Here is a 22,064-nt window from a genome sequence, read left to right as displayed (position 1 = left end):
ATGTATGTTTTGTTTGAAGGCATTGACGGCGTTGGCAAGAGTACACAGATAGAAATTTTAGCTTCTAAATTTAGTGATGCCATAGTCACAAAAGAGCCAGGCGGCACGCAGCTAGGTGAAAATTTACGAGAAATTTTGCTTAGTTCAAACATAAAAATAGGCAAAAGGGCTGAAATTTTACTTTTTTTAGCTGATAGAGCCGAGCATTTTGAAAAGCTGGTAGCTCCAAATTTAGGTAGGCTTATTTTAAGCGACAGAGGCTTTATCTCTGGCATCGCCTACGCTTTGGCAAATGATGAAAGCCTGGACGAAAACGTGCTTTTGGAGCTTAATAAATTTGCGCTAAATGATAAATTTGCAGATAAGATTGTTTTTTTTGAAGCAAGCCCTGAGCTAATAGGCGCTCGTCTAAAAAGTAGAGGCACAAGCGATAAGATCGAGGCTCGCGGTCTAGAGTATCTTTTAAAAGTGCAAAGCCTAATGAAACAAATTCTTATCAAAAACGACTTTGATACACTTTTTATAGATGCATCTAAAAGCATAGAGCTAATTTCAAAAGAGATAGAAAATTTTATAAATTTTAAGTAAAATCACAAAAAATAAAAAAGGATAATGCGATGATAACGGCACTTCGTGGCATGAAAGATATGCTTCCAGCTCGTGCAAAACTTTACGCACAGATAATCAAAAACTGCGAGGAAGTCGCAAAAAACTACGGATATGAGCAAATTTTAACCCCACACCTAGAGGAGACAGCGCTTTTTAAAAGAAGTGTCGGCGAGAGTAGCGACATCGTGGGCAAAGAAATGTATCAGTTTGAAGACAAGGGCGGCAACGACGTTTGCTTGCGTCCTGAGGGCACAGCTGGCGTGGTTAGAGCGTTTATCGAGGCAAAGCTAGATAGGGCAAATGTGACAAAACGCTGTTTCTATCACGGCTCGATGTTTCGCTATGAGCGCCCACAAAAAGGCCGTTTGAGAGAGTTTCACCAGTTTGGTTGCGAGTGCTTTGGCGAGGGCAGTGTTTACGAGGACGCGAGCATTATTTTGATGGTGAGCGAAATTTTTAACAGACTAAATATAAAAACAACCCTAAAGATAAACTCCCTTGGCGACGAGAGCTCGATGAAGTCTTACAAAGAAAAGCTCGTCAAATTTTTAGATGAAAACGACGATAAAATTTGCGAAGACTGCAAAAGACGTAAGCTCTTAAACCCTATCCGCGTGCTTGACTGCAAGATTGAGAGCTGCCAAGAAATTTACAAAAATGCTCCAGTCATCACTGATAGTCTAAGCGATGAGGCGCAGGCTGATTTTGCAAAACTGCAAGAAATTTTAACGGCAAATGGCGTGAAATTTGAGATAGACACTAAGCTAGTTCGTGGGCTTGATTATTACTGTAAGACGGCATTTGAGTTTATCAGCAACGAGATCGGCTCTCAAAGCGCGGTCGCAGGTGGCGGCAGATATGATAGACTAGTCGAGTATCTTGGCGGCAGAGCAAGCTACGGCGTTGGCTTTGCGATGGGAGTTGAGAGGATAATGGAAATTTTAGGCGAAGCTGAAGATGAGCGAGCTGGAATTTACCTTTGCGCGCTTGATGCGCCAAATTTAGACTTTGTCTATGCTCTTGGCTCAAAACTTCGCAAAAAATATCAGGTTGAAATTTCTTATGAAGCTAAAAAACTTCAAAAACATCTGCAAAATGCCGACTCAAAAAAGGCGAAAATTTTCCTTTGCGTGGGCGAAAACGAGATGAAAGAGAATAAAATTTGGTATAAAAATTTAGAAAACAAAGATGAAAAAACGGTAAATTTAGATGAGCTTGAAAAGGAGCTAGGATGAATGATTTTGGACTTAGCATTTGGGGCAATTCAAATTTTGTTATAGAAAATGGTAAGGTCTGCGTAAATGCGGCCAGCAAGCCAGCTATCATCGATATCGTACGTGACATCAGGGACGACGGATATAGAGGTCCGCTGCTGCTTCGCTTTCCGCACCTTATCCAAAAGCAGATCGAGCAGATCCATGCAAGCTTTGCAAAGGCAAAGAAAGAATTTGCTTACAAAGGTAGCTTTAACGCCGTTTTCCCACTTAAAGTCAATCAATATCCAGGCTTTGTAAAAAACCTAGTTCGCCTTGGCAAGCCCTACAACTACGGCCTTGAGGCTGGCAGTAAGGCTGAGCTACTTCTAACGATGGCATATAACAACGAAAAAGCGCCGATAACGGTAAATGGCTTTAAAGACAAAGAGCTCATAAATATAGGCTTTATTGCTGCTGAAATGGGCCACAACATCACGCTAACAATCGAGGGCTTAAACGAGCTTGAGGAGATCATCGCTACTTCAAAACAGAGATTTAAACCAAAACCAAAGATCGGACTTCGTATAAGGCTACACTCGACGGGATCAGGCCTTTGGGCAAAAAGCGGTGGCATTCACTCAAAATTTGGCCTAACATCAACAGAGCTCATAGAGGCTGTAAAGATGCTAAAAAAAGCAAATTTACTTGAAAATTTCACGATGATACACTTTCACATCGGCTCTCAAATAAGCGAGATCCATCCGCTCAAAAAGGCACTCATCGAGGCTGGCAACATCTACGCTGAGCTTAGAAAAATGGGTGCGATGAATCTAAAAGCGATAAATTTAGGTGGCGGCCTAGCCATTGAGTACTCTCAGTTTAAAGAAGAGAGCAGTAGAAACTATACGCTAAACGAGTATGCAAACGACGTTGTTTACATGCTTAAAACCATAAGCGAGCAAAAAAACGAGCCCCAACCTGATATATTTATCGAGTCTGGCCGCTTTATCGCCGCCTCTCATGCACTTTTGGTCGCCCCCGTGCTTGAGCTATTTTCTCAGGAGTACACCGAAGAGAAGCTAAATTTAAAGAAAAATAATCCAAATTTGATAACAGAGCTAGTCGATCTTTACAAGTCGATAAAGCCTTCAAATGCCCTAGAATACCTGCACGACGCCATCCACCACACAGAGAGCGTGCTAACACTTTTTGACCTTGGATATGTCGATCTTCAAGATAGGTCAAACGCCGAGGTGCTTTTAAAGCTCATCAGTAAAAAGGCTGTCGTGATGCTTGGCAACAAGAGCAACTCAAGCGGCGACTTAGCCAAAATCCAAAAAGAGGTGCAAGAGCGCTACTTACTAAATTTCTCGATCTTTCAAAGCTTACCAGACTTTTGGGGACTAAAGCAAAATTTCCCTATCATGCCGCTTGACAGGCTCGATGAGCGCCCTACTTTGCCAGCTTCTATCTGGGATATCACCTGCGATAGCGACGGCGAGATCAGCTACGATGATGAGAAAAACCCTCTACTTCTACACGACGTGGACGTGGAGAAAGAGGATTATTTTTTAGGATTTTTCCTAGTTGGCGCATATCAAGAGGTGATCGGCATGAAGCACAACCTTTTTACTCACCCAACAGAGGCTACGATAGAGCTTACAAACGATGGCTACAAGATCGTAAATTTACTAGAAAGCCAATCAATCCTTGATATTATGGAGGACATGGACTATGATATCTACGAAATCCAAGACACTCTAAATGAGCGCCTAGAGAAATCAACTCTGATAAACGAAACACAAAAGAAGCAAATTTTGGGTGAACTTTATCTATTTTTAAATGATAATAGCTACTTAAAAACTATCAACTAAAAAGGACGAAAAATGCAACTAGCAAATAGAATGCAAACGCTAAGTGAGTCGATAACTATTGCGATCAGCACAAAGGCCAAAGAGATGAAGGCTGCTGGTATCGACGTGATCTCACTTTCAGCTGGTGAGCCTGACTTTATGACTCCAAAAAAGATAAGAGAAACTGTAAAAAACGCACTAGATAATGACAGCAAAAGTGGCAAATACACGCCAGTACCTGGCCTGCCTGAAGTGATAGAGGCTATCAGAGTAAAGCTAAAAAGAGATAACGGACTTGACTACAAGGCAAGCCAAGTGGTGACAAATATCGGCGCGAAACACTCACTTTTTAACGTATTTCAAGCGCTTATCAACCCAGGCGACGAGGTCATTATCCCTTCTCCATACTGGGTGAGCTACCCTGAGATCGTTAAATTTTGTGGAGGCGTACCTGTCTTTATCGAAGCAAATGAGAGTACAAATTTCAAAATCACAGCCGAGCAGCTAAAAAAAGCGATCACACCAAAAACAAAAGTCTTTTCGCTAAATCACCCAACAAACCCAACAGGTGCGGTATATACAAAAGAGGAGATCGCGGTATTTGGCGAGGTTTTAAAGGGCACTGACATCATCATTACAAGCGATGAAATTTATGAAAAAGTGATCTACGGTAAAGAATTTCACGCAGTGGCCTCAGTGAGCGAAGATCTCTTTAAAAGAACGGTCACGATAAATGGCCTAAGCAAATGCGGAGCGATGCCTGGCTGGAGATTTGGCTATATCGCAAGCTCGATGGACTGGCTAATAGCTGGCATCAAAAAGCTTCAGAGCCAAAGCACAAGTAATATTAGCTCGATCGTGCAGATAGGCGCTATCCCATCGCTTCTTGGCGAAACTGATGACGATATCGAAAACATGAGAAAAGAGTACGAAAAAAGACGTGATGTGGCAGTTGAGATGATAAATGCTATCCAAGGACTTAGCGTAGTTAAGCCTGATGGCGCGTTTTATCTATTTGTAAAATGCAAAGAAGTAGATGGCGACTCGCTTAGATTTTGCAAAAAGATGCTTGAAGAGGCGAACGTAGCGACGGTTCCAGGTGTTGGCTTTGGCATGGAGGGATACTTTAGAATTTCCTTTGCGACTGACATCGAGAGCATAAAAAGAGCGATCGAGAGGATCGCAAATTTTGTAAAAAGCTACAAAATTTAATGATCAAATTTACTATTAATGGCAAAATTTTCGAGCTTGAAAACGATATTAACGTTTATGAATTTTTAGCAAAAAACGGCTATGAGCTTAAATTTATAGCCCTTGAGCGAGACGGAGAAATTTTGCCAAAAAAGCTTTGGCATGAGAGATTTATGAGCGAGGGCAAAGCTTATGAGATCGTCACTTTAGTCGGTGGTGGATGAGGAGAGAAATGATAGAAATAGTTCTAAATGGAGAGAAATTTAGCGTTCCTGCAAAAAGCCTTAGCGAGCTAAAAGAGCTTGCGCTTGGCGATAAAAATAGCGAAATTTATAAATTTTTAGAGAAATTTAACGCAACTGAGCCAGACATTTTTATCGTTGATGGCTTTGCCATAAAAGAAGATACCGAGTTACAAAATGACTCAAATGTCGTATTTATAAGGCGCGGCGTAATGCCAGAGCGTGAAATTTTACGCTCGATGATCGCTTCACGAAACAGCCCTGAGCTAAATTTAGCCCTAAGTAAAGCTGTGATCGGTGTGGCTGGACTTGGCGGACTTGGCTCAAATATCGCGCTAAGCCTTGCAAGAGTTGGTGTGAAAAAGCTGGTGCTTGCCGACTTTGACGTCGTTGAGCCAAGCAATCTAAACCGCCAGCAGTATTTCGTTCGCCACATCGGCTTGAAAAAGACGCAAGCGCTTAAAGAGCTGATAAACGATGTCAATCCCTTTGTCGAAGTTGAGACTCACGATATATTTTTGGATGAAAAAAACGTGGCAAGCGTCTTTGGCGAGTGCGAAATTTTATGCGAAGCCTTTGACAACGTCGCTGGCAAGGCGATGATATTAAACGAAGCAGGAGCTAGCCTAAAAGATAAAAAGATCATCGGAGCTTCTGGCATGGCAGGCCACTTTAGCTCAAATCTCATAAAAACCATAAAATTTGCCAAAAATGTCTATCTTTGTGGCGACCTCACAAATGAGGCAAAGATCGGTCAGGGGCTCATGGCGCCACGCGTGGCAGTCTGTGCAAACCACCAAGCAAATTTAGCCATTAGACTACTTATGGGTTTGGAGGCTTAAGTGCGAAATGATAGTTTGATCCTTGGCGGCAAGGAGTTTAAAAGCCGCTTTATTCTTGGCTCTGGCAAATACTCGCACGAGCTCATAGACTCCGCTGTAAACGAAGCTGGAGCACAAATTTTAACCCTTGCTCTTAGGCGCATAAACGAGAGCAAAGAGCGCAACATACTTGACTTTGTCCCAAAAGGTGTGACGCTTTTGCCAAACACGAGTGGCGCTAGAAACGCCAAAGAGGCCGTTCGTATCGCTCAGCTCGCACGTGAGCTTGGGTGCGGCGAGCTTGTTAAGATAGAGATCATCACCGACTCTAAATTTCTCTTTCCAGACAACGCTGAAACCATAAAAGCGTGCGAAGCGCTGGCAAATGACGGCTTTGTGCCGATGCCATATATGTTTCCTGATCTAAACGCCGCAAGAGCGATGCTAGCCGCAGGAGCTAGCTGCATAATGCCTCTAGCTGCGCCCATTGGCTCAAACCAAGGGCTAATTTTTAAAGATATCATTGAGATTTTGATAAACGAGCTTGATACACAGATCATCGTAGATGCAGGCATCGGCAGGCCTTCACAAGCCTGCGAAGCGATGGAGATGGGAGCAGCTGCGATCATGGCAAACACAGCTATCGCCTCATCAAAAAATATCCAGCTCATGGCAAGAGCCTTCAAAGAGGCTATCATCGCCGGTCGCAACGCCTATCTAGCAGGCCTTGGTGCAAAGAGCAAAAGCGCAAACGCCTCATCTCCGCTCACTGGATTTTTAGACTGATGAAATTTGCAAAAACCGACCACATGCAGCTGCTACCTCATATGGAGGATGTTGGCAGTGAGATAATGAATGAAATTTTAAAAGAGCGTGCTAGCTACAAGCCTGAAATTTACACCGAAGCGGATGTAAAAGCCGCACTTAGTGCAAAGCACTGCTCACTTGAAAACCTAAAAGCCCTACTCTCGCCTGCTGCGGCACCTTTTTTAGAGCAAATCGCCCAGCTCGCTCAGGAAAAAACAAGGGCAAATTTTGGCTCAAACATTACGCTTTTTACCCCACTTTACATAGCAAACTACTGCGATAATCTCTGCGTTTACTGCGGATTTAACGCTAACAATAAAATAAAAAGGGCAAAGCTAAGTGAAGAGGAGATCACAAGGGAGCTAAGAGAAATTTCAAAGAGCGGCTTGGAAGAAATTTTGATCCTAACTGGCGAGAGCGAGACCAACTCAAGTGTCGCATACATCGCAAATGCCTGTGCTTTGGCAAAGAAATTTTTTAAAGTAGTTGGGGTTGAAATTTACCCATTAAATTCTGACGGTTACGCCATGCTTCATAAAAGTGGCGTGGACTACGTGACCGTCTTTCAAGAGACCTATAATCCCACAAAATATGAAAAAATCCACCTTGGCGGCAACAAAAGAATTTTTCCTTACCGCATAAACGCGCAGGAGCGAGCGCTGCTTGGTGGCATGAGAGGTGTTGGCTTTGCAGCACTTCTTGGCATAGATGACTTTAGGCTTGACGGCTTTGCTACGGCACTTCACGCAAGCTTAGTTCAAAAAAAGTATCCGCACGCCGAGATCGCATTTTCATGCCCAAGACTTCGCCCTATCATAAATAACGACCGTATAAATCCACGCGACGTGGGCAAGCGAGAGCTTTTGCAAGTGATCTGTGCTTATAGAATTTTTATGCCAACAGCCAGCATCACCATCTCAACCAGAGAAAAAGCGAAATTTCGCGATAATGCCGTAAAGATCGCCACAAATAAGATAAGCGCTGGCGTAAAAGTGAGCATCGGCGCTCACGGTGAAGAGAAAAAGGGCGACGAGCAGTTTGAGATAAGCGACGACAGAAGCGTAGATGAGATCAAGACTATGCTAAAAGCAAACGGCCTAGAGCCCTTGATGAGCGAGTATGTCTACGTTTAAAATTCTCTGCGTAGCCGACTTTGAAAGCTATGATGGCGATGATTTTTTAAAGAGGATACAGCTACTTTGCAAGGCTGGCGTGGATGAAATTTTGCTTCGTGCAAAAGGGCTAAATGAAGCTGATTTTTACGATCTTGCCAGGGTTGTGGCTCAAATTTGTGAAAACTACCGCAAGAAATTTATCATTAATCAATTTTTTGACGTAGCATGCAAACTAAAGAGCGACTTTTGGCTCACTTCGGCACAGCTTGATTTTTTTAAAAATCACGGCATTTTTTTAGAAGAATTTAGACAAACAGCTAAAATTTATGCCCCAGCTCACGACCTAGAGCAGGCAAAAATTTCAGCCTCTATCGCTGACGTGCTCGTTGCTTCTCATATATTTGCCACCTCTTGTAAGGCGGGTTTAGAGCCAAAAGGACTAAATTTTATAAGCGAACTAAAAAGCTTTAATAAAGAAATTTACGCACTTGGCGGACTAAATAGCGAAAACTACAAAGATGTCATAAAAGCTGGTGCAAGTGGCGTTTGTTTTATGGGCCTAGCATTGAACTGCGATATAGAGCTTATAAAAAAGATAGTAGAAAGCAAAAACGAGTAAATTTAGCTTATAATGATTAAATTTTATATAAAACAATACATAAAATTTTACTAATTTTTCTAGCAATATAACCATTTTATATCGAGTATAAGCAGCGCTATAAGGTCTGGCAACACATATAGTAAGAGCATGAAAAAACATCAATAAACTAAAGAAGTAAACAACAAACACAGCTAAACATAGAGATATAACCTGTATAAATCCCAACCTCTAGCTCAAAATAAACTACTAAATTTTAATAAAAAGCCACTGCATATTAATAAAAGCAGTGGCTTTAAAATTAAACTGATTCAAGAAATTTTCTTTTGTTTTGGACGAAAGACTTCCATCACATTTTCATCAGTCTCAATAAACGCACCCTCTATCAGATCTATGCAATAAGGCACCGCTGGAAATACCGGCTCCAAGCACTCTTTTATCGCCTTTGGCTGGCCTGGTAAATTTATAATAAGTGCGTGCCCTCTGATGCCTGCTGTTTGGCGCGATAGGATCGCTGTTGGGACGTATTGCAGGCTTGCGGCTCTCATTAGCTCGCCAAAGCCTGGCATCATCTTCTCGCAAACCGCCTCAGTAGCCTCTGGCGTAACGTCTCTCACCGCTGGTCCTGTACCACCGGTAGTTAGCACAAGGTCGCAGCCAAGTACGTCCACCATGTGCACAAGCCTCTCTTTTATCAGCTCAAACTCATCTGGTATAACCTCGTAAAAGTACTCACGCTCGCTCACTATCCAGCTATCAAGCACCTCTTTGATCGCAGGACCCGACTTGTCCTCATATGTGCCTTCGCTTGCACGGTCAGAAAGGGTTAATATACCTATTTTTGCTTTCACTTTTTCTCCTTTAGTAGTTTTCGTTTAAAATTTTTGCCAGCGTCTCTTTATCTACGCTCTCGTATGCCAGCAGATATGAGCTGATCTTTGCGATCTGCTCATTTGTACCCTTTAAAAAGGACATTATCTCTTCTTTTGCTTGTTTTAAAATTTCTTCTACATCATTTGGATTAGGGACAAATGAGCTCCCCATGCCGTATTCATAAACCATCTTTGATGCGATCTCTTTGGCTAAATTTAGATCACTGCTCGAGTTTGAAAAAATATCATTTTCGTCTATTTCAAGCTTACACATACCAGAGATTAATACTTTAATGCGAGATATCATCTGCGACTTTGACTCTATCTCTTGCTCGGTTGCCATAAAGCGGTCTTCAATGAGTGAAATTTTTTCAAATTTCACATCAAACCAGTAAGCACTAAGTGCCTTTGCACCTTGATAGACGGCTTGGATTTTTTTCTCGCTCTCGCTGTAGCTTAGAACCTTTTTTTTGCCGAGCAAGACCTTATTTAAAACAGCTTCAAAGTCTCTTATTTTTAGTACGCTCTCATTATTTCTTAGAGCATTTATCGCAGCTTCATTTACAAGGGTGCTAAGTGCGGCACCTGAAAAGCCAACGCTCATCCTAGCGATATCTTCGGCTGAAACATCGCATTTTTTATCTTTTAAATAGGTATTTAAAATAGCCACTCTGTCGTTAAAATCAGGCATCGAAAGAAAAATTCTCCTATCAAAACGACCCGATCTAAGTAGTGCCTCGTCGATCATTTCGATCCTATTTGTTGCCGCTATGACAATAATGCCAGAGTTATCCTCAAAGCCATCCATCTCGGTTAGTAGCTGATTTAGAGTGGCTTCTCGCTCGTCATTTCTAGTACCACCCCTGCTCTTTCCGACAGCATCTATCTCATCGATAAAGATAATAGACGGAGCATAGGACTTAGCTTTGCTAAAAAGTTCTCTTACTCTTTTTGCACCCATGCCAACATAAATTTGCACAAAACTAGCACCATTTTGGTAGAAAAATGGTACATTTGCCTCGCCTGCAACGGCCTTTGCAACAAGCGTCTTGCCAACACCTGGAGGACCTACCATTAGCACACCTTTTGGCATTTTGATACCAAAATTTCTGTATTTTTGTGGATTTTTCAAAAAGTCAACTATCTCACTAAGTTCGCTTTTGACCTCACTAATGCCAGCCACATCACTAAATCTAACATTTGAAATAACTGGCATCACATTTTGATTTAGCACGCTTTCTATCTCTAAAGCACCATCTTTTTTATTAAAAAGGCTCTCGCTTTTTTTATTAATACTCCTAAAAATGTAAGCGTACCAAAGGATAAAACAAACAAAGATGATAAATCCCCAAACCATACCAGGAGTGATGTATTGCTTAGTCTTTTCAACAGGCACTTTTTTGATAAGCTCTTTTAAATCAATGCCCTCTTTCATGATAGAAAAGCGATTGTTTTGTGCATAAAGTATGACTTCATCACCGTCTATGACTGCTCTATCGACAAAATTTCCCTCCATGAGCTGCATATACTGAGAGTATGTGATATTTCGTGGCTCTTTGCTAACGGCAAAAAGTAGCACACCTATTAAAGCAATGGCGGCGATTATTAGGATATTTTTTCTGTTAAATTTAAATTTTTGCATAATTGGCATCTGGCTTAATTTCATATTCGCTTACCTCCAACCACTCTTTCGTTATGTCTTTTTCACTAAAAATTTTAGCTTTATTGTAAAACTGATCAAAGCCCTCGTAAAAGTCGCCGTTTTTTTGCTCGACTAAAATTTTTAAAGTCTCTTTGTATTTTTTTCTAAAATTTTCATTATTTTGCAAAGCTATGCCTTGTAAAATTTTTAGCCTACCTTTTGCCACATCACCGCTAACATCACTCTTTAGTGTCGCTGAATGCGTATCACGCCTTGGTGAATAGACAAACGCATGCAGATGCGTGATAGGAAATTTCTTAAAATTTTCCACAGCCTCTGCCCAAATTTCCTCGCTCTCTCCTGGATGTCCCACGATGTAGTCCGTACCAAGTGCAAAGCCAAGTGAGCTAAGCTCATTAAAAAGCTCCAAGTCGCTAAATGCATCGTTGCGTCTTCGCATGATCTTTAGCATCGCCTGACTCGTGTGTTGAAGTGCGATATGTAGATGACGCTCTAGCCACTCTTCTTTTAAAATTTCTCTAAAGCTCTCATCTATCTGGCTTGGCTCAATACTTCCGAGCCGAATACGTCTAATGCCAGAAATTTTACCCAAGTTTGCCAAAAGTTTACCAAGAGAGCTATTTGTATCTTTACCGTAACTGCCTATATTTGTGCCAGTTAGGACAAGCTCATTATATCCGTTTTGAGCTAAAATTCTTGCCTCTTTTAATATCATAGCCTCATTCATGCTTCTAGCCCTACCGCGCACTGAAGGGATGATGCAGTAACTGCAGTTAAAGTTGCAACCTTCCTGAATTTTTATAAAAGCCTTTGTGTGATTTTCGTAATTTGTAACTATATTTTTATCGATAGAGTTTAAATTTCCGAGCTCAAAAAATGGCTTTTCTTGTTTTAAAAGCTCATTTAGATCACTCTTTTTACTAGCTCCAAGCACGCCAAATATACCACTATTAAATAGCTCCTTACCCTTGCTAACCGCACCACACCCAGTTAGCACCACCTTCGCTCCACGCCTTTTTACACCGTTTATGTAGTTTCTGACACCGCTATCAGCAGAATTTGTGACTGTGCATGAGTTTATGACCACAATATCAGCAGCATCTTCATCATTTGTGATCTCGTAGTCTTTGATGTAGCTTTTTAAAAGCTCGGTATCATAGATATTTGTACGACACCCAAATGTTTTAAAAAATATCTTTTGCATCAAATACTTTCGCTCTCTTGCTCACCGTGTGCAGTATGATCGCTTGGATTTTCTTTTTTACCTACAAACATAGTTTGCGTTGGATAAGCGATCTTTATATCATCTTGAGCCAAAAAAGCCTCGATGATCTCAGCACTTATTGTGCTTCTAAGTGCCAGCGTGGCATAGGAATTTGACATAAACCAGCATGAGATATTTATGCCATAAGGCTCAAAAAACGTATAAATTCTTGGCTCGACATTTGGATTTTTGATGCTATATTGGCTTCTTAATTTATTCATTTGACGTTTTGCGATATCGGTATAGCCTTTTGAGTATTTCTTGACAACATTCCTTGCCAAATAGACAGCCTTTTTATGATTGCTATCAAAACTTATCATAATATCTATACCGTCCCAAACTGTCTTCATACCATAGTGAGCATAGTTTGCGATCAGATCGGTAAAGATGTAGTTATTTGGTACAAAGATGATCCTACCTGCACGGCGGTTTGTTTTATAGGTTGAGTAGCTAACATCCTCAAAAACGGTTAAGCGAAGCAGCGAAATATCAATGACGTCGCCTACAAATTCGCTCCCATCATGAAATACCCTAATCCTATCGCCTACATGTATAGAGCCACCAAACATGATCACCATCCAGCCAAGCATACTCATAAACATATCTTTCATGGCAATGGCGATACCAGCTGAAGCAAAACCTAGCACAGTTACGAGATAAGTGACATTTTCTATATACGAAAAAAGCAAGATTATGATGATTACGGTTATATTTAGAACGTTTAAAAATTTATTGACCGTGTAAAATCTCTCATTATCAGTAATTGTTCTTTTAACGATAAATTTGGCGATAAAGGTTAGTCCGATGGTCAAAACAATGACGATAGTCGTATAGCCCATGCTTAAAAACTGAGCTTTTATATCAGCCGTTGTTAAATTTATAGCTTCATCAGCCCTTTTCTCATAGACATTAAAAGTCGTATCTGCGATCTGTTTTGCAGCTTTAAAGTCACCTATTTCTTGCTTGACTAGATTTAGGCTTGCTCTATCTTGCTCATTATTATCCAATAAATTTAGCCTATTTAGTAAATTTTCCTTTGCTTCGAGCTTTTCTAAAAGCGCATCAAGCTCTTTTATATGTTTTTTATATTCGATCTTGTCGCTTTTTATCTTTTTGATGTATGAGAAGCCAGATACCAGCGCAACAGGGCTTGTTATCCTTGGTGGAGTGTCCATTTCTGGGGCTGCTAGCATATTTGAAAATGGTGTTTTCTCATACTCTTTTAGCAAATTTATCTGCTCTTTTAAGGTTTGGATCCTCTTTATAAGATCACTACCCTTTTTTGAGTTCTTATCTAATTTTTTTAGATCATTTTCGTTTTTTTCAAGCTCGTCAAGCAGTTTTTGGTAGGTGTTATAGTTAGCATATCTTGTAATCCAGATATTATTTTTTAGCGAATTGTCTAAGCTTGAAATTTCTTTTCTAAGCTCACTGTTTTGTAAAATTTGTGAACTATTTGACTCAACGCTAGCATTTTCTTCTGCGTAAAGAGCAAAGCAGTAAAGCAATAAAATAAAGATCTTTTTCATTTAAATTCTCTTAAAATTTCTAAAATATCCTCTTTTTTGACGTCATTTTTAATGATCGCACCGCCTATCCTGTCTGCGATGATGAAATTTATCTTATCATCTTTTGTTTTTTTATCCATAAAAAATGCCTCATAAAATGCATTTTTGTTTTGTATTTTATAACTTACCGGAAGATCAAATTTTACTAAAACCTGCCTGATCTCTTCGGCCTCTGCCTCGCTCATAAGTCCTAATTTTACGCTTAAACGATTTGCCATATTCATACCTATCGCTACCGCTTCGCCGTGCAAAAACTCTTTGTAGTTTGTTTCGTTTTCGATGACATGAGCAAATGTGTGACCGTAGTTTAAAATGGCTCTTAAGCCTTTTTCTTTCTCATCTTGCTCAACTACTTTCGCCTTTAAATTTACCGACTTTTCAACCAGTCTGGCTAAATTTTCATCATTTAAATTTATGCTTTTTAGCCACTCAAACATCTCTTTATCAAATGTTATTGCCATCTTTAAAGCTTCAGCAATACCTGCCACAAATTCTCTCTTTGGAAGTGTTTTTAAAAAGTCTGTTTCACAAAAAACCGCCTTTGGCTGGTAAAAAGAGCCTATTAAATTTTTACCAAATTTATTATTTACGCCAGTCTTTCCGCCCACACTAGCATCAACTTGTGCTAAAAGCGTAGTTGGGATATTTATAAAATTTATCCCTCTTTCATAAATGCTTGCTGCAAAGCCAGTCATATCGCTTATGACGCCACCGCCAAAGGCAATTAGCGTAGATGAGCGATCAAATTTACTAACAAAAAGCTGCTCTAAAATTTGCTCTAACGTCTCTAAATTTTTATACTCTTCGCCGTCAGGAACGCTTATGATAAATTTCTCATCGCACTTTAAAACGCTAAGTAGCTTTTCGAGATGAAGGCCTGCTACCTTAGCATTTGTAACGATACCGACCTTGCCTTTTAGCTCAAGCTTTTCAAGCTCGTTTATGTAAATTTTGTAGCCTGACGTCTTTTCTCTAAGATTTAAATTTATCTGCATTTTTTACTCACTTACTGGCACAAAAAGTTGTGCATTTTGGCTCAATTTCTTATAAAGCCTATTTAAATTTGTCGATAAAAAGGCAAAAGCTCCACCATTTGCCACACTCTTGCTAAACATCACAAAATGAAGTAAATTTTTTGTATTTTTTAGCTTAACAAGCGGATTTTTTAGGCTATGATTTTCTATCTTTATGCGTTTTGAAAATAGCGCACTAATGCTTTCAAAATGCTCCTTTAACGCCTCGTCATCGCTATGTTTATTGTCAAAATAATAAAATTTCATCTCAAGATCAAGCTGCGCACAACAATCTGTTATCACGGCTGATTGATTTTCCACTTCTTGGCTTTGATCGCCTAGTATCACACCCTCTTTTATATCTGAAAGCAAAATTTTACCAGTCTTTAGCACTGGAAGCTTGAGCTTATAAAAGAGCTTTTGAAATTTAAAAAAGTACTTATCATCGCTTAAGATTAGCCCTATGTCGTGCTTTGCGACGTCTGATTTGATCTCTTTATTGTCGCTGTTAAAATAATCCATCAAAACAAGAATATTTTTCTCTTTTATCGCCTTTAGTCTCTCTAAATTTTCACCCAAAGTCGCGTTTATGACTCTAAAAATAAGGCGTTTGTTATTTAGCTTTGAGTGCATATATAGACTATCTTCTATAAGCTTGCTAACGCGCTCTTTACTCATTGATTTCATATCAATTAGTGCGTATATGTTACTACCAAATGGACTTGGAAACTGACCACTCTCGCGTTTAATAGAACGGTAAACATTTTGAAGCACGTTTGGATCGCCGACAATTAGCAAAATATCGCTTGGTTGTATCATTATATTTGGCTTTGGCAAGATGATCTCGCTGCCTCGATATATGAGAGCTATTCGCCATTTTTTCTGAGCTACAGAGCTGATGTGACGATACATATAAGAGCTGCCTATTGGTACCTTAACCTCCATAATCTCGCCCTCGCTAAGGCCGATATTATCAGCCAAAACTGGCAGATCAGGTAAATAATCCATAAGCCTTGAAGCTGCAATATCCCTGATATCAACAACATCTAAATGCTTATCCTTTGAAAATATCTCTTTATGCTCCTCATCAAGCTCCCATGAGCTCATAAAAACAGTCTCGGTCTTTGTGCTGATCTGTCTTAAATTTTCATAGACTGCAATCGCCTCATTTTTATCATCGCAAACTATACAAAACTGACTAAAGTAGCCATCGCTTATGCTTTTTAGCTTTGAAAGACTAGTTGGGTCGAATTTATAAAAAGTGAAATTTTCGTAATTTGCTTTTTGTCTATAATCATCACTCGAAACAACGATATAGTGATGTAAATTTGATTTTGTTTCAAGTAGTCTGTTTAAAAAATTTCTTGCGAAAGTTCCATCTGCGATTATTAAAATTTTCTTCATCAATTCTCCGTATTTTAAAGCTCACATTATAACAAAAGGTCTTTAAAATAAGCTATTTTGGCTATAAATTTAGAAATTTACAGCCAAGAAAATTTAAGAGATTATTTCAGAGATTAGTGTATCGATTGCTAAATTTGTAGCCTTGTTTATAGTATCAAAAATAGTACTTGAGCTTGGATCTGGGCAGAAAATTTCTTTTGTGATCATGCCTGATTTTAGTGAAGTGTTTGCATTAAATAGCTCATAAGCTAGCGAAACTTCGGCCTTGTCGCCTCTTATTTGAAGAGAGATGATGCTTACTTTTAGTCTAAGATCTTTTGCATTTGGTGAAAATATCGGCTTAGCAGCACAGTTTGAATAAAGCCCTTTTACAAGCGATTTATAAACCATTTCGCTTGGCTCAGAGACAAATTTAGCATCGCTTAGGTATCTGATTTTATTATTTTCAGCCACGATCAAAATTTTTCTAGTATCAACCATGTCAAGAGCACTCACGTTTTCTATGAAGACATTTTTTAGCTCTTTTTGCTTGTTTTCAGCTGAGCACTCTTTGTTTGAATAGTGGATTTCATACATCGTAGCTTGCGGCACATCTGTCTTTAGTGAGCAGCCAAGAAAGAAAAAAGCAGCCGCTATGTATATCAAATTTCTCATTTCTTATCTCCTTTGTCGTTTGAGACTGGATTTGTGAAGAAAAACTCGTAAGGATTATCTTCGAGTCTTTGGAGCGCACCTCTAAACTCGCGAAGCGTTTTATCAAATCCATTTAAAAAATCACTCGCTTCTCTTAATAACGGCCCAACTGTATTTCTAAGGTCGTATTCGCCATCTTTTGCTTTTTCGGTGATAAGTTCTTGCAGCGAATTATATCCAGTAATAGCCGAATTTGCCGATACAAAAACTTGGTTTGCGTTTGAAATTAGAGTGTTTAAATTTTTAACAAGCTCTTTTGTGTCGGTTTTGTTTAAACTATCTGTAAAACTTTTAACATTTTTAACAATAGAGTCAATCTCACTTAGTCCCTCTTCATCTGTTAAAACTTGTGTAAATTTATCGATATTTTTAAGGATCGACTCTACGTGAGCGATATTTTCAGGAGAGAAAAAGTTATCGACCTTGTCAAGGGTTTGATTTATCTTTAAGGTGATGTTTTCTGCATTGTTTCCAAGTTTTGAAAACAAGCTCTCTTCAAGCTGCAAGACAGGCTTTTGATCTGACGAAAAATCCTTAGTGCCGCGGCTTATATTTATACTAGCAACGCCACTAATAGCCTGAACTTCAATACTTGCAATACTGTCAGCCTTTATAGGCAGATCTTCTCTTATCTTCATCGTGATATTTATAAGAGCATTTTTGTCATCGACAAAATTTATATTACTGACCGTTCCAGCTGGTACACCGATAAATTTAACTGTTGAATCAACCTTTAGTCCACTTGGTAGCTCAGTTGTATGAATGTAGTACTCTTTAAAATCAACCTTTGTGTTGTTTTTGCTAGTCATCCACCAGATAAATACCGCAAACGCTGTAAGGCAGGCTATAAAAAACATGCCAACAATGGTATAAGAATTTCTATTTTCCATCTACTTTTTCCTCATTTTAAATAACTCTTCAAGCGGGTTGTTCTCGAGGTATTCGAGTTCTTTTATATTTCCCTCAAAAGCTATCTTTTTGTTATCTATTATCAAAAATCTATCCAAAATATCAAAAATACTATCAGCATCATGCGTCACCATAACTACGGTAAGTCCGATACTATCGCGCAGATCTTTTATAAGAGCGTCCATCTGACGTGAGCTAACAGGATCAAGACCGCTGTTTGGCTCATCTAAAAATAGCACTCTTGGACTCAGCACCAAAGCCCTTGCTAGCGCGGCACGCTTTTTCATACCGCCACTTAGCTCACTTGGATAAAGCATAGAAACTTCTTTTTTAAGTCCAACTTTTTGTATCCAAAACATCGCTATCTCATCGATCTGACGCTTGTTAAATTTAGAGTACTCATGAAGCAAAACACCCACGTTATCAAGGATCGTCATCGAGCTATAAAGCGCTCCAAACTGAAACATCGTTCCACTTTTTAGCTTTATCTCTTGTTGCTCTTGTAGTGAGCTTTTCCACATATTTACACCATCAAATGTTATATCACCATTATTTGGTTTTTTTAGATATATCATCGTCTTCATGAGCGTCGTTTTACCAGTGCCGCTACCACCCAAAAAGCCATAAATTTCTGCCTCTTTTACGCTCCAGCTCACATTATCGTGCATTATCTTATCGCCATAACTTGTTGTTATGTTTTTTCCAACTATTATTTCGTTCATATTTTTAGCCACATAAAAATTATCGCAAAAAAGGCATCAAGTGCGATGACCCAAAATATCGCATTTACAACACTAACAGTAGTCATTGCTCCAAGGCTCTGAGCATTTTGACTCACGCCAAATCCTCTCATGCATCCAATGATCGCTATAACCGCACCAAAAAATGGAGCCTTTATCATGCCAACAGCAAAATGCCTAAGCTCAACCATCTCGCGAAATCTATTTAGATAGTCACTAAAACTGATATCAAGTATTGTTTGACAAATGATCATCTGCCCCAAAATACTTATCGCATCAGCTATAAAGATAATGACAGGCACACAAAGCACCATGGCGATGATGCGCGGCAGCACCAAAAAGTTAAACGGCTCAAACCCCATCGTCTTCATCGCATCTATCTCTTCAGTTAGCTTCATGGCGCCTATTTGTGCAGTAAAACTAGAAGCAGACCTACCTGCAATAACGATAGCAGCTATAAGCGGAGCCACTTCTCTAAGCGTCAGCATCCCCATGATCTCGACTATAAATATACTTGCCCCAAAGCTTGCAAGCATCGCACTGCCAAGATACGCAAGCACGACGCCTATCAAAAAAGCGGTGAGTGATACGATAAAAACAGCATTTACGCCGCCATCTTTTATATAGTTGCTAAATTCCCTAAATCTAAGACTGGCTGGATTAAATAAAATTTTTACGCTTTTTATCAAAAATTCACCCAAAAATGTACCAAACTCAGCTAAATTTATAAAACCTTCACAAATTTTTTCACCAAGTCGTGAAAAAAAATTTAGACTATTATGCGGTGGCATGTAGTTAAAGTCGATCTTTTCATCATTTAAAAGTTCGCCCATCGCTCTTACCTTGGGATCATTTGTAATAATCTCAAATTTCTTACCGTTTAGCGCATTTCTTAAAAGTATCAAAACAGCGTAATCAATACTTTTGAGCTCACTAAAATCAAATTTAACACTACCTCTAAATCGTGAAATTTTCTTAAAAATACCTTGTAAATTTTTTGCATCTTTATAGCTAAACTCGCCTATAAATTTTATAGTCTGAGTGCCATTTGCTTTGGTAAAAATGATGTCATTTCTCTTTTGCAAAAAGTTCCTTTGCCTTAAAATTAGCGGATTATATTATAAATTTGTTAAAATAGAAAATCAGAAAATAAGGGATAACAATGAAATTTGAAGTTATAAAAAAAGATGGTAACGCAAGACGTGGCGTTCTAAAGACAGCTCACAGCGAGATTCAAACGCCTGTTTTCATGCCAGTTGGCACGGTTGGCGCAGTAAAAAGCCTTGATGCCTTTGATATGAGTGAAATTTTGGATGCAAAGATCATTCTAGCAAACACATATCATATGTACTTGCGTCCTGGCAGCAAGGTCGTGCGTGAATTTGGCGGGCTTCATGGATTTTCTAAATTTGATTGCTCATTTTTAACAGATAGCGGTGGTTTTCAGGCATTTTCGCTTAGATCAAACACCAAAAATGATGATGGTGGGATAAAATTTAAAAGTCATATTGACGGCAGTACGCACTATTTTACACCAAAATCTGTTCTTGATACACAGTACGATCTAGGTAGCGACATTATGATGATACTTGATGATTTGGTTGCCCTACCTGCTGAGCCAAAGAGGATCGATCTAAGCATAAAACGAACTATAAAATGGGCAAAAGAGGCGATTAATTATCACAAATTTATGCAAAACAAGGGCATTGGGCTAAACCAAAATATCTTTGGCATCGTTCAGGGTGGAACCGATTATGATGCGCGTAAATTTTGCGCTGAGGCTTTAAATGAGATGCCATTTGACGGCCTTGCAATAGGAGGTCTTAGCGTTGGAGAGAGCAACGAGGCGATGTATGACACGGTTGAGGCAGTCATGCCATTTATGGATGAGCTAAGGCCTCGCTATCTAATGGGTGTTGGCACTCCAGAAGATCTAGTCGAAAATGTTGAACGCGGTGTTGATATGTTTGACTGCGTAATGCCAACAAGAAACGCAAGAAACGGTACGCTTTTTACCAGCTTTGGCAAGATAAATATAAAATCAGCCAAATTTATAAATGACCATATGCCAATCGATCCAGAGTGCCAGTGTTACACCTGCAAACGCTACTCTAGAGGCTATCTAAACCACCTTTTTAAGGCAAGAGAGCTCACATTTTTTAGACTGGCAAGCCTTCACAACCTACACTACTATCTAAATCTGATGAAAGAGATGAGAGCGGCCATAGAAAGAGACGAATTTGCCAAATTTAAGATAAATTTTTATGCAAAAAGAGCAAGCAATGAATGCTAATCTTAGCGGATATTTCTATGGCGATGGCTTTGACTATATTATCTTAAATTTTGGCGCTGATTCACAGAAATTTCTCTTTAAAAATGGGCAAATTTTTAAAGAAGAGCTAAACTCAGCTTGTGATAAAAATGAATTTTTAGAAACGATAAAAAAGATGCTTGATCATTTTTTAAATAAAATTTTAGAGCACGAGAGCGAGCTTGAAAGCTATGAGAAAATTTACACAGGAAGTGTAAAAGTAGCAAATTTCGCCAAAAGACATCACATTTTGAGATATGAGATCAGAAAATTTGAAAGTATGATTTCTCGCATTTACGAGGCTTTGCAAATTTGTGCAGCAGAACAAAACGAGCTTAAAAAGGAGTTAAAAAATAGTATTCACAAATGTGGAGTCCTAAAAAACATGATTAGTGAATACTCAGCAAGAGTCGAGGATATCTACACTTTCATACAAAGTGATAAAAACGACAAAATCAACAAAAACATTTATCTTTTAACGCTACTTTCAGCGCTATTTTTGCCACTAAATTTTATTACTGGCTTTTTTGGAATGAATACACAAGGTTTACCATTTAGTGGATTGAAAGATGCAACATCTGCAGTAGTTTTATTGATGTCAATCGTAATACTTTTTTGCATAATATTTTTATTTTGGTATGCAAATAAAAAAAGATAAAAAATTAAAATTAATATTTAAAAGATATTTTGCAAGTATTTTTAATTAGATTATTCGAAACAATATAAATATCTTTATATTAAAAATAAATCTAACTAAATATTGTGAGTAAAAATTAAAGAAAGAAATTACAAAAAAATTTGTAAAAAAGATTGTCCTGAAATTTCAGGACAACTATGATTATTTTCTAAGTTCGCGGATCTTAGCAGCTTTACCACGAAGTTCACGTAGATAGAATAGCTTAGCTCTTCTAACACGACCTTTTCTAAGGACCTTTATCTCTTCAATTGAGTCGCTAAAGATTGGAAAAATTCTCTCAACACCAACACTATTAGCACCGATTTTTCTAATAATAAATGTTTCGCCAGTGCCCCTACCGCGTCTAGCTATACAAATACCTTCAAAATTTTGAATTCTTGTTTTGTCGCCCTCATGAATACGAGTAGCCACACGCAATGTATCACCTGCACGGAAGTCAGGGATATTCTTACTAGCAATTTGTGCATTTTCAAACGCTTCAATGTATTTATTTCTCAT

General features: G+C 38.9%; 22 protein-coding genes. 11 read left to right on the top strand and 11 right to left on the bottom strand.

Annotation, left to right across the window (positions count from 1 at the left end):
* Genes tmk through ACTTKV_RS01560 form a run of 9 tightly spaced genes read left to right on the top strand, consistent with a single transcriptional unit; the run spans position 1 to position 8,453 of the window.
* Positions 1-588: a dTMP kinase gene (gene tmk, locus ACTTKV_RS01600; protein WP_442548929.1), complete on the top strand. Its 588-nt coding sequence runs from the start codon at positions 1-3 to the stop codon at positions 586-588.
* Between the two features lie 29 nt (positions 589-617).
* On the top strand, positions 618-1,844 hold the full coding sequence (hisS, locus tag ACTTKV_RS01595; protein ID WP_442548928.1) for a histidine--tRNA ligase: 1,227 nt from the start codon (positions 618-620) through the stop codon (positions 1,842-1,844).
* On the top strand, positions 1,841-3,679 hold the full coding sequence (gene speA / locus ACTTKV_RS01590) for a biosynthetic arginine decarboxylase (protein WP_442548927.1): 1,839 nt from the start codon (positions 1,841-1,843) through the stop codon (positions 3,677-3,679). Before hisS ends, speA begins: the two co-directional genes overlap by 4 nt.
* A 12-nt stretch (positions 3,680-3,691) precedes the next feature.
* Positions 3,692-4,870 (top strand): pyridoxal phosphate-dependent aminotransferase, encoded by a 1,179-nt coding sequence (locus ACTTKV_RS01585; RefSeq protein ID WP_148821968.1) that lies wholly within the window; start codon positions 3,692-3,694, stop codon positions 4,868-4,870.
* Positions 4,870-5,073, top strand: a complete 204-nt coding sequence (gene thiS, locus ACTTKV_RS01580; RefSeq protein ID WP_442548926.1) for a sulfur carrier protein ThiS — start codon at positions 4,870-4,872, stop codon at positions 5,071-5,073. Before ACTTKV_RS01585 ends, thiS begins: the two co-directional genes overlap by 1 nt.
* 8 nt (positions 5,074-5,081) lie before the next feature.
* The gene (thiF, locus tag ACTTKV_RS01575; RefSeq protein ID WP_442548925.1) at positions 5,082-5,933 is read left to right on the top strand and encodes a sulfur carrier protein ThiS adenylyltransferase ThiF; all 852 of its coding nucleotides are present in this window, start codon (positions 5,082-5,084) and stop codon (positions 5,931-5,933) included.
* Positions 5,934-6,698: a thiazole synthase gene (locus tag ACTTKV_RS01570; RefSeq protein WP_442548924.1), complete on the top strand. Its 765-nt coding sequence runs from the start codon at positions 5,934-5,936 to the stop codon at positions 6,696-6,698. It abuts the gene before it with no gap.
* Complete coding sequence (gene thiH / locus ACTTKV_RS01565) at positions 6,698-7,852, top strand: 2-iminoacetate synthase ThiH (protein WP_442548923.1); 1,155 nt, start codon at positions 6,698-6,700, stop codon at positions 7,850-7,852. Before ACTTKV_RS01570 ends, thiH begins: the two co-directional genes overlap by 1 nt.
* Positions 7,839-8,453 (top strand): thiamine phosphate synthase, encoded by a 615-nt coding sequence (locus ACTTKV_RS01560; RefSeq protein ID WP_442548922.1) that lies wholly within the window; start codon positions 7,839-7,841, stop codon positions 8,451-8,453. The genes thiH and ACTTKV_RS01560 overlap by 14 nt, the downstream gene beginning before the upstream one ends.
* Before the next feature lie 290 nt (positions 8,454-8,743).
* Here the strand turns inward: ACTTKV_RS01560 and mog are convergent, their stop codons facing one another.
* The 10 genes from mog to ACTTKV_RS01510 form a co-directional block, all read right to left on the bottom strand.
* Positions 8,744-9,283: a molybdopterin adenylyltransferase gene (gene mog / locus ACTTKV_RS01555; protein WP_087580042.1), complete on the bottom strand. Its 540-nt coding sequence runs from the start codon at positions 9,281-9,283 to the stop codon at positions 8,744-8,746.
* Between the two features lie 10 nt (positions 9,284-9,293).
* Positions 9,294-10,970, bottom strand: coding sequence for an ATP-dependent metallopeptidase FtsH/Yme1/Tma family protein (locus tag ACTTKV_RS01550; protein ID WP_442548921.1), 1,677 nt, complete (start codon positions 10,968-10,970; stop codon positions 9,294-9,296).
* On the bottom strand, positions 10,933-12,174 hold the full coding sequence (gene mtaB, locus ACTTKV_RS01545) for a tRNA (N(6)-L-threonylcarbamoyladenosine(37)-C(2))-methylthiotransferase MtaB (RefSeq protein ID WP_442548920.1): 1,242 nt from the start codon (positions 12,172-12,174) through the stop codon (positions 10,933-10,935). Before mtaB ends, ACTTKV_RS01550 begins: the two co-directional genes overlap by 38 nt.
* Complete coding sequence (locus ACTTKV_RS01540) at positions 12,171-13,760, bottom strand: mechanosensitive ion channel domain-containing protein (RefSeq protein WP_442548919.1); 1,590 nt, start codon at positions 13,758-13,760, stop codon at positions 12,171-12,173. The genes mtaB and ACTTKV_RS01540 overlap by 4 nt, the downstream gene beginning before the upstream one ends.
* Positions 13,757-14,794 (bottom strand): 3-dehydroquinate synthase, encoded by a 1,038-nt coding sequence (gene aroB, locus ACTTKV_RS01535; RefSeq protein ID WP_442548918.1) that lies wholly within the window; start codon positions 14,792-14,794, stop codon positions 13,757-13,759. Before aroB ends, ACTTKV_RS01540 begins: the two co-directional genes overlap by 4 nt.
* A gap of 3 nt (positions 14,795-14,797) precedes the next feature.
* Positions 14,798-16,216, bottom strand: coding sequence for a COG3400 family protein (locus ACTTKV_RS01530; protein ID WP_442548917.1), 1,419 nt, complete (start codon positions 16,214-16,216; stop codon positions 14,798-14,800).
* A gap of 93 nt (positions 16,217-16,309) precedes the next feature.
* Entirely contained in the window at positions 16,310-16,870 is a 561-nt protein-coding gene (locus tag ACTTKV_RS01525) for an ABC-type transport auxiliary lipoprotein family protein (RefSeq protein ID WP_103593267.1), read from the bottom strand.
* Entirely contained in the window at positions 16,867-17,799 is a 933-nt protein-coding gene (locus ACTTKV_RS01520) for an MlaD family protein (RefSeq protein ID WP_442548916.1), read from the bottom strand. Before ACTTKV_RS01520 ends, ACTTKV_RS01525 begins: the two co-directional genes overlap by 4 nt.
* Positions 17,800-18,540, bottom strand: coding sequence for an ABC transporter ATP-binding protein (locus ACTTKV_RS01515; RefSeq protein WP_442548915.1), 741 nt, complete (start codon positions 18,538-18,540; stop codon positions 17,800-17,802). It abuts the gene before it with no gap.
* On the bottom strand, positions 18,537-19,643 hold the full coding sequence (locus ACTTKV_RS01510; RefSeq protein WP_442548914.1) for an MlaE family ABC transporter permease: 1,107 nt from the start codon (positions 19,641-19,643) through the stop codon (positions 18,537-18,539). Before ACTTKV_RS01510 ends, ACTTKV_RS01515 begins: the two co-directional genes overlap by 4 nt.
* Before the next feature lie 77 nt (positions 19,644-19,720).
* On the opposite strand from ACTTKV_RS01510, the gene tgt reads away from it, so the two are divergent.
* Together tgt and ACTTKV_RS01500 are read left to right on the top strand one after the other, a co-directional pair.
* On the top strand, positions 19,721-20,851 hold the full coding sequence (tgt, locus tag ACTTKV_RS01505) for a tRNA guanosine(34) transglycosylase Tgt (protein ID WP_442548913.1): 1,131 nt from the start codon (positions 19,721-19,723) through the stop codon (positions 20,849-20,851).
* A complete protein-coding gene (locus ACTTKV_RS01500) occupies positions 20,841-21,527 on the top strand; it encodes a CorA family divalent cation transporter (RefSeq protein ID WP_442548912.1) in 687 nt (228 codons plus the stop codon). Before tgt ends, ACTTKV_RS01500 begins: the two co-directional genes overlap by 11 nt.
* A 180-nt stretch (positions 21,528-21,707) precedes the next feature.
* On the opposite strand, the gene rplS is transcribed toward ACTTKV_RS01500, so the two are convergent.
* Positions 21,708-22,064 (bottom strand): 50S ribosomal protein L19, encoded by a 357-nt coding sequence (gene rplS / locus ACTTKV_RS01495; protein ID WP_442548911.1) that lies wholly within the window; start codon positions 22,062-22,064, stop codon positions 21,708-21,710.

Origin of the sequence: Campylobacter sp. (assembly GCF_052169515.1) — a bacterium.
In the GTDB taxonomy this organism is placed as follows: Bacteria; Campylobacterota; Campylobacteria; order Campylobacterales; family Campylobacteraceae; genus Campylobacter_A.
This window is presented reverse-complemented; position numbering and strand designations above follow the sequence as displayed.

Coding starts and splice junctions, on each gene's coding strand:
- tmk (WP_442548929.1), top strand. CDS start 1: ATGTATGTTTTGTTTGAAGGCATTGACGGCGTTGGCAAGAGTACACAG.
- hisS (WP_442548928.1), top strand. CDS start 618: ATGATAACGGCACTTCGTGGCATGAAAGATATGCTTCCAGCTCGTGCA.
- speA (WP_442548927.1), top strand. CDS start 1,841: ATGAATGATTTTGGACTTAGCATTTGGGGCAATTCAAATTTTGTTATA.
- ACTTKV_RS01585 (WP_148821968.1), top strand. CDS start 3,692: ATGCAACTAGCAAATAGAATGCAAACGCTAAGTGAGTCGATAACTATT.
- thiS (WP_442548926.1), top strand. CDS start 4,870: ATGATCAAATTTACTATTAATGGCAAAATTTTCGAGCTTGAAAACGAT.
- thiF (WP_442548925.1), top strand. CDS start 5,082: ATGATAGAAATAGTTCTAAATGGAGAGAAATTTAGCGTTCCTGCAAAA.
- thiH (WP_442548923.1), top strand. CDS start 6,698: ATGAAATTTGCAAAAACCGACCACATGCAGCTGCTACCTCATATGGAG.
- ACTTKV_RS01560 (WP_442548922.1), top strand. CDS start 7,839: ATGTCTACGTTTAAAATTCTCTGCGTAGCCGACTTTGAAAGCTATGAT.
- ACTTKV_RS01550 (WP_442548921.1), bottom strand. CDS start 10,970: ATGAAATTAAGCCAGATGCCAATTATGCAAAAATTTAAATTTAACAGA.
- ACTTKV_RS01540 (WP_442548919.1), bottom strand. CDS start 13,760: ATGAAAAAGATCTTTATTTTATTGCTTTACTGCTTTGCTCTTTACGCA.
- aroB (WP_442548918.1), bottom strand. CDS start 14,794: ATGCAGATAAATTTAAATCTTAGAGAAAAGACGTCAGGCTACAAAATT.
- ACTTKV_RS01530 (WP_442548917.1), bottom strand. CDS start 16,216: ATGAAGAAAATTTTAATAATCGCAGATGGAACTTTCGCAAGAAATTTT.
- ACTTKV_RS01525 (WP_103593267.1), bottom strand. CDS start 16,870: ATGAGAAATTTGATATACATAGCGGCTGCTTTTTTCTTTCTTGGCTGC.
- ACTTKV_RS01520 (WP_442548916.1), bottom strand. CDS start 17,799: ATGGAAAATAGAAATTCTTATACCATTGTTGGCATGTTTTTTATAGCC.
- ACTTKV_RS01515 (WP_442548915.1), bottom strand. CDS start 18,540: ATGAACGAAATAATAGTTGGAAAAAACATAACAACAAGTTATGGCGAT.
- tgt (WP_442548913.1), top strand. CDS start 19,721: ATGAAATTTGAAGTTATAAAAAAAGATGGTAACGCAAGACGTGGCGTT.
- ACTTKV_RS01500 (WP_442548912.1), top strand. CDS start 20,841: ATGAATGCTAATCTTAGCGGATATTTCTATGGCGATGGCTTTGACTAT.
- rplS (WP_442548911.1), bottom strand. CDS start 22,064: ATGAGAAATAAATACATTGAAGCGTTTGAAAATGCACAAATTGCTAGT.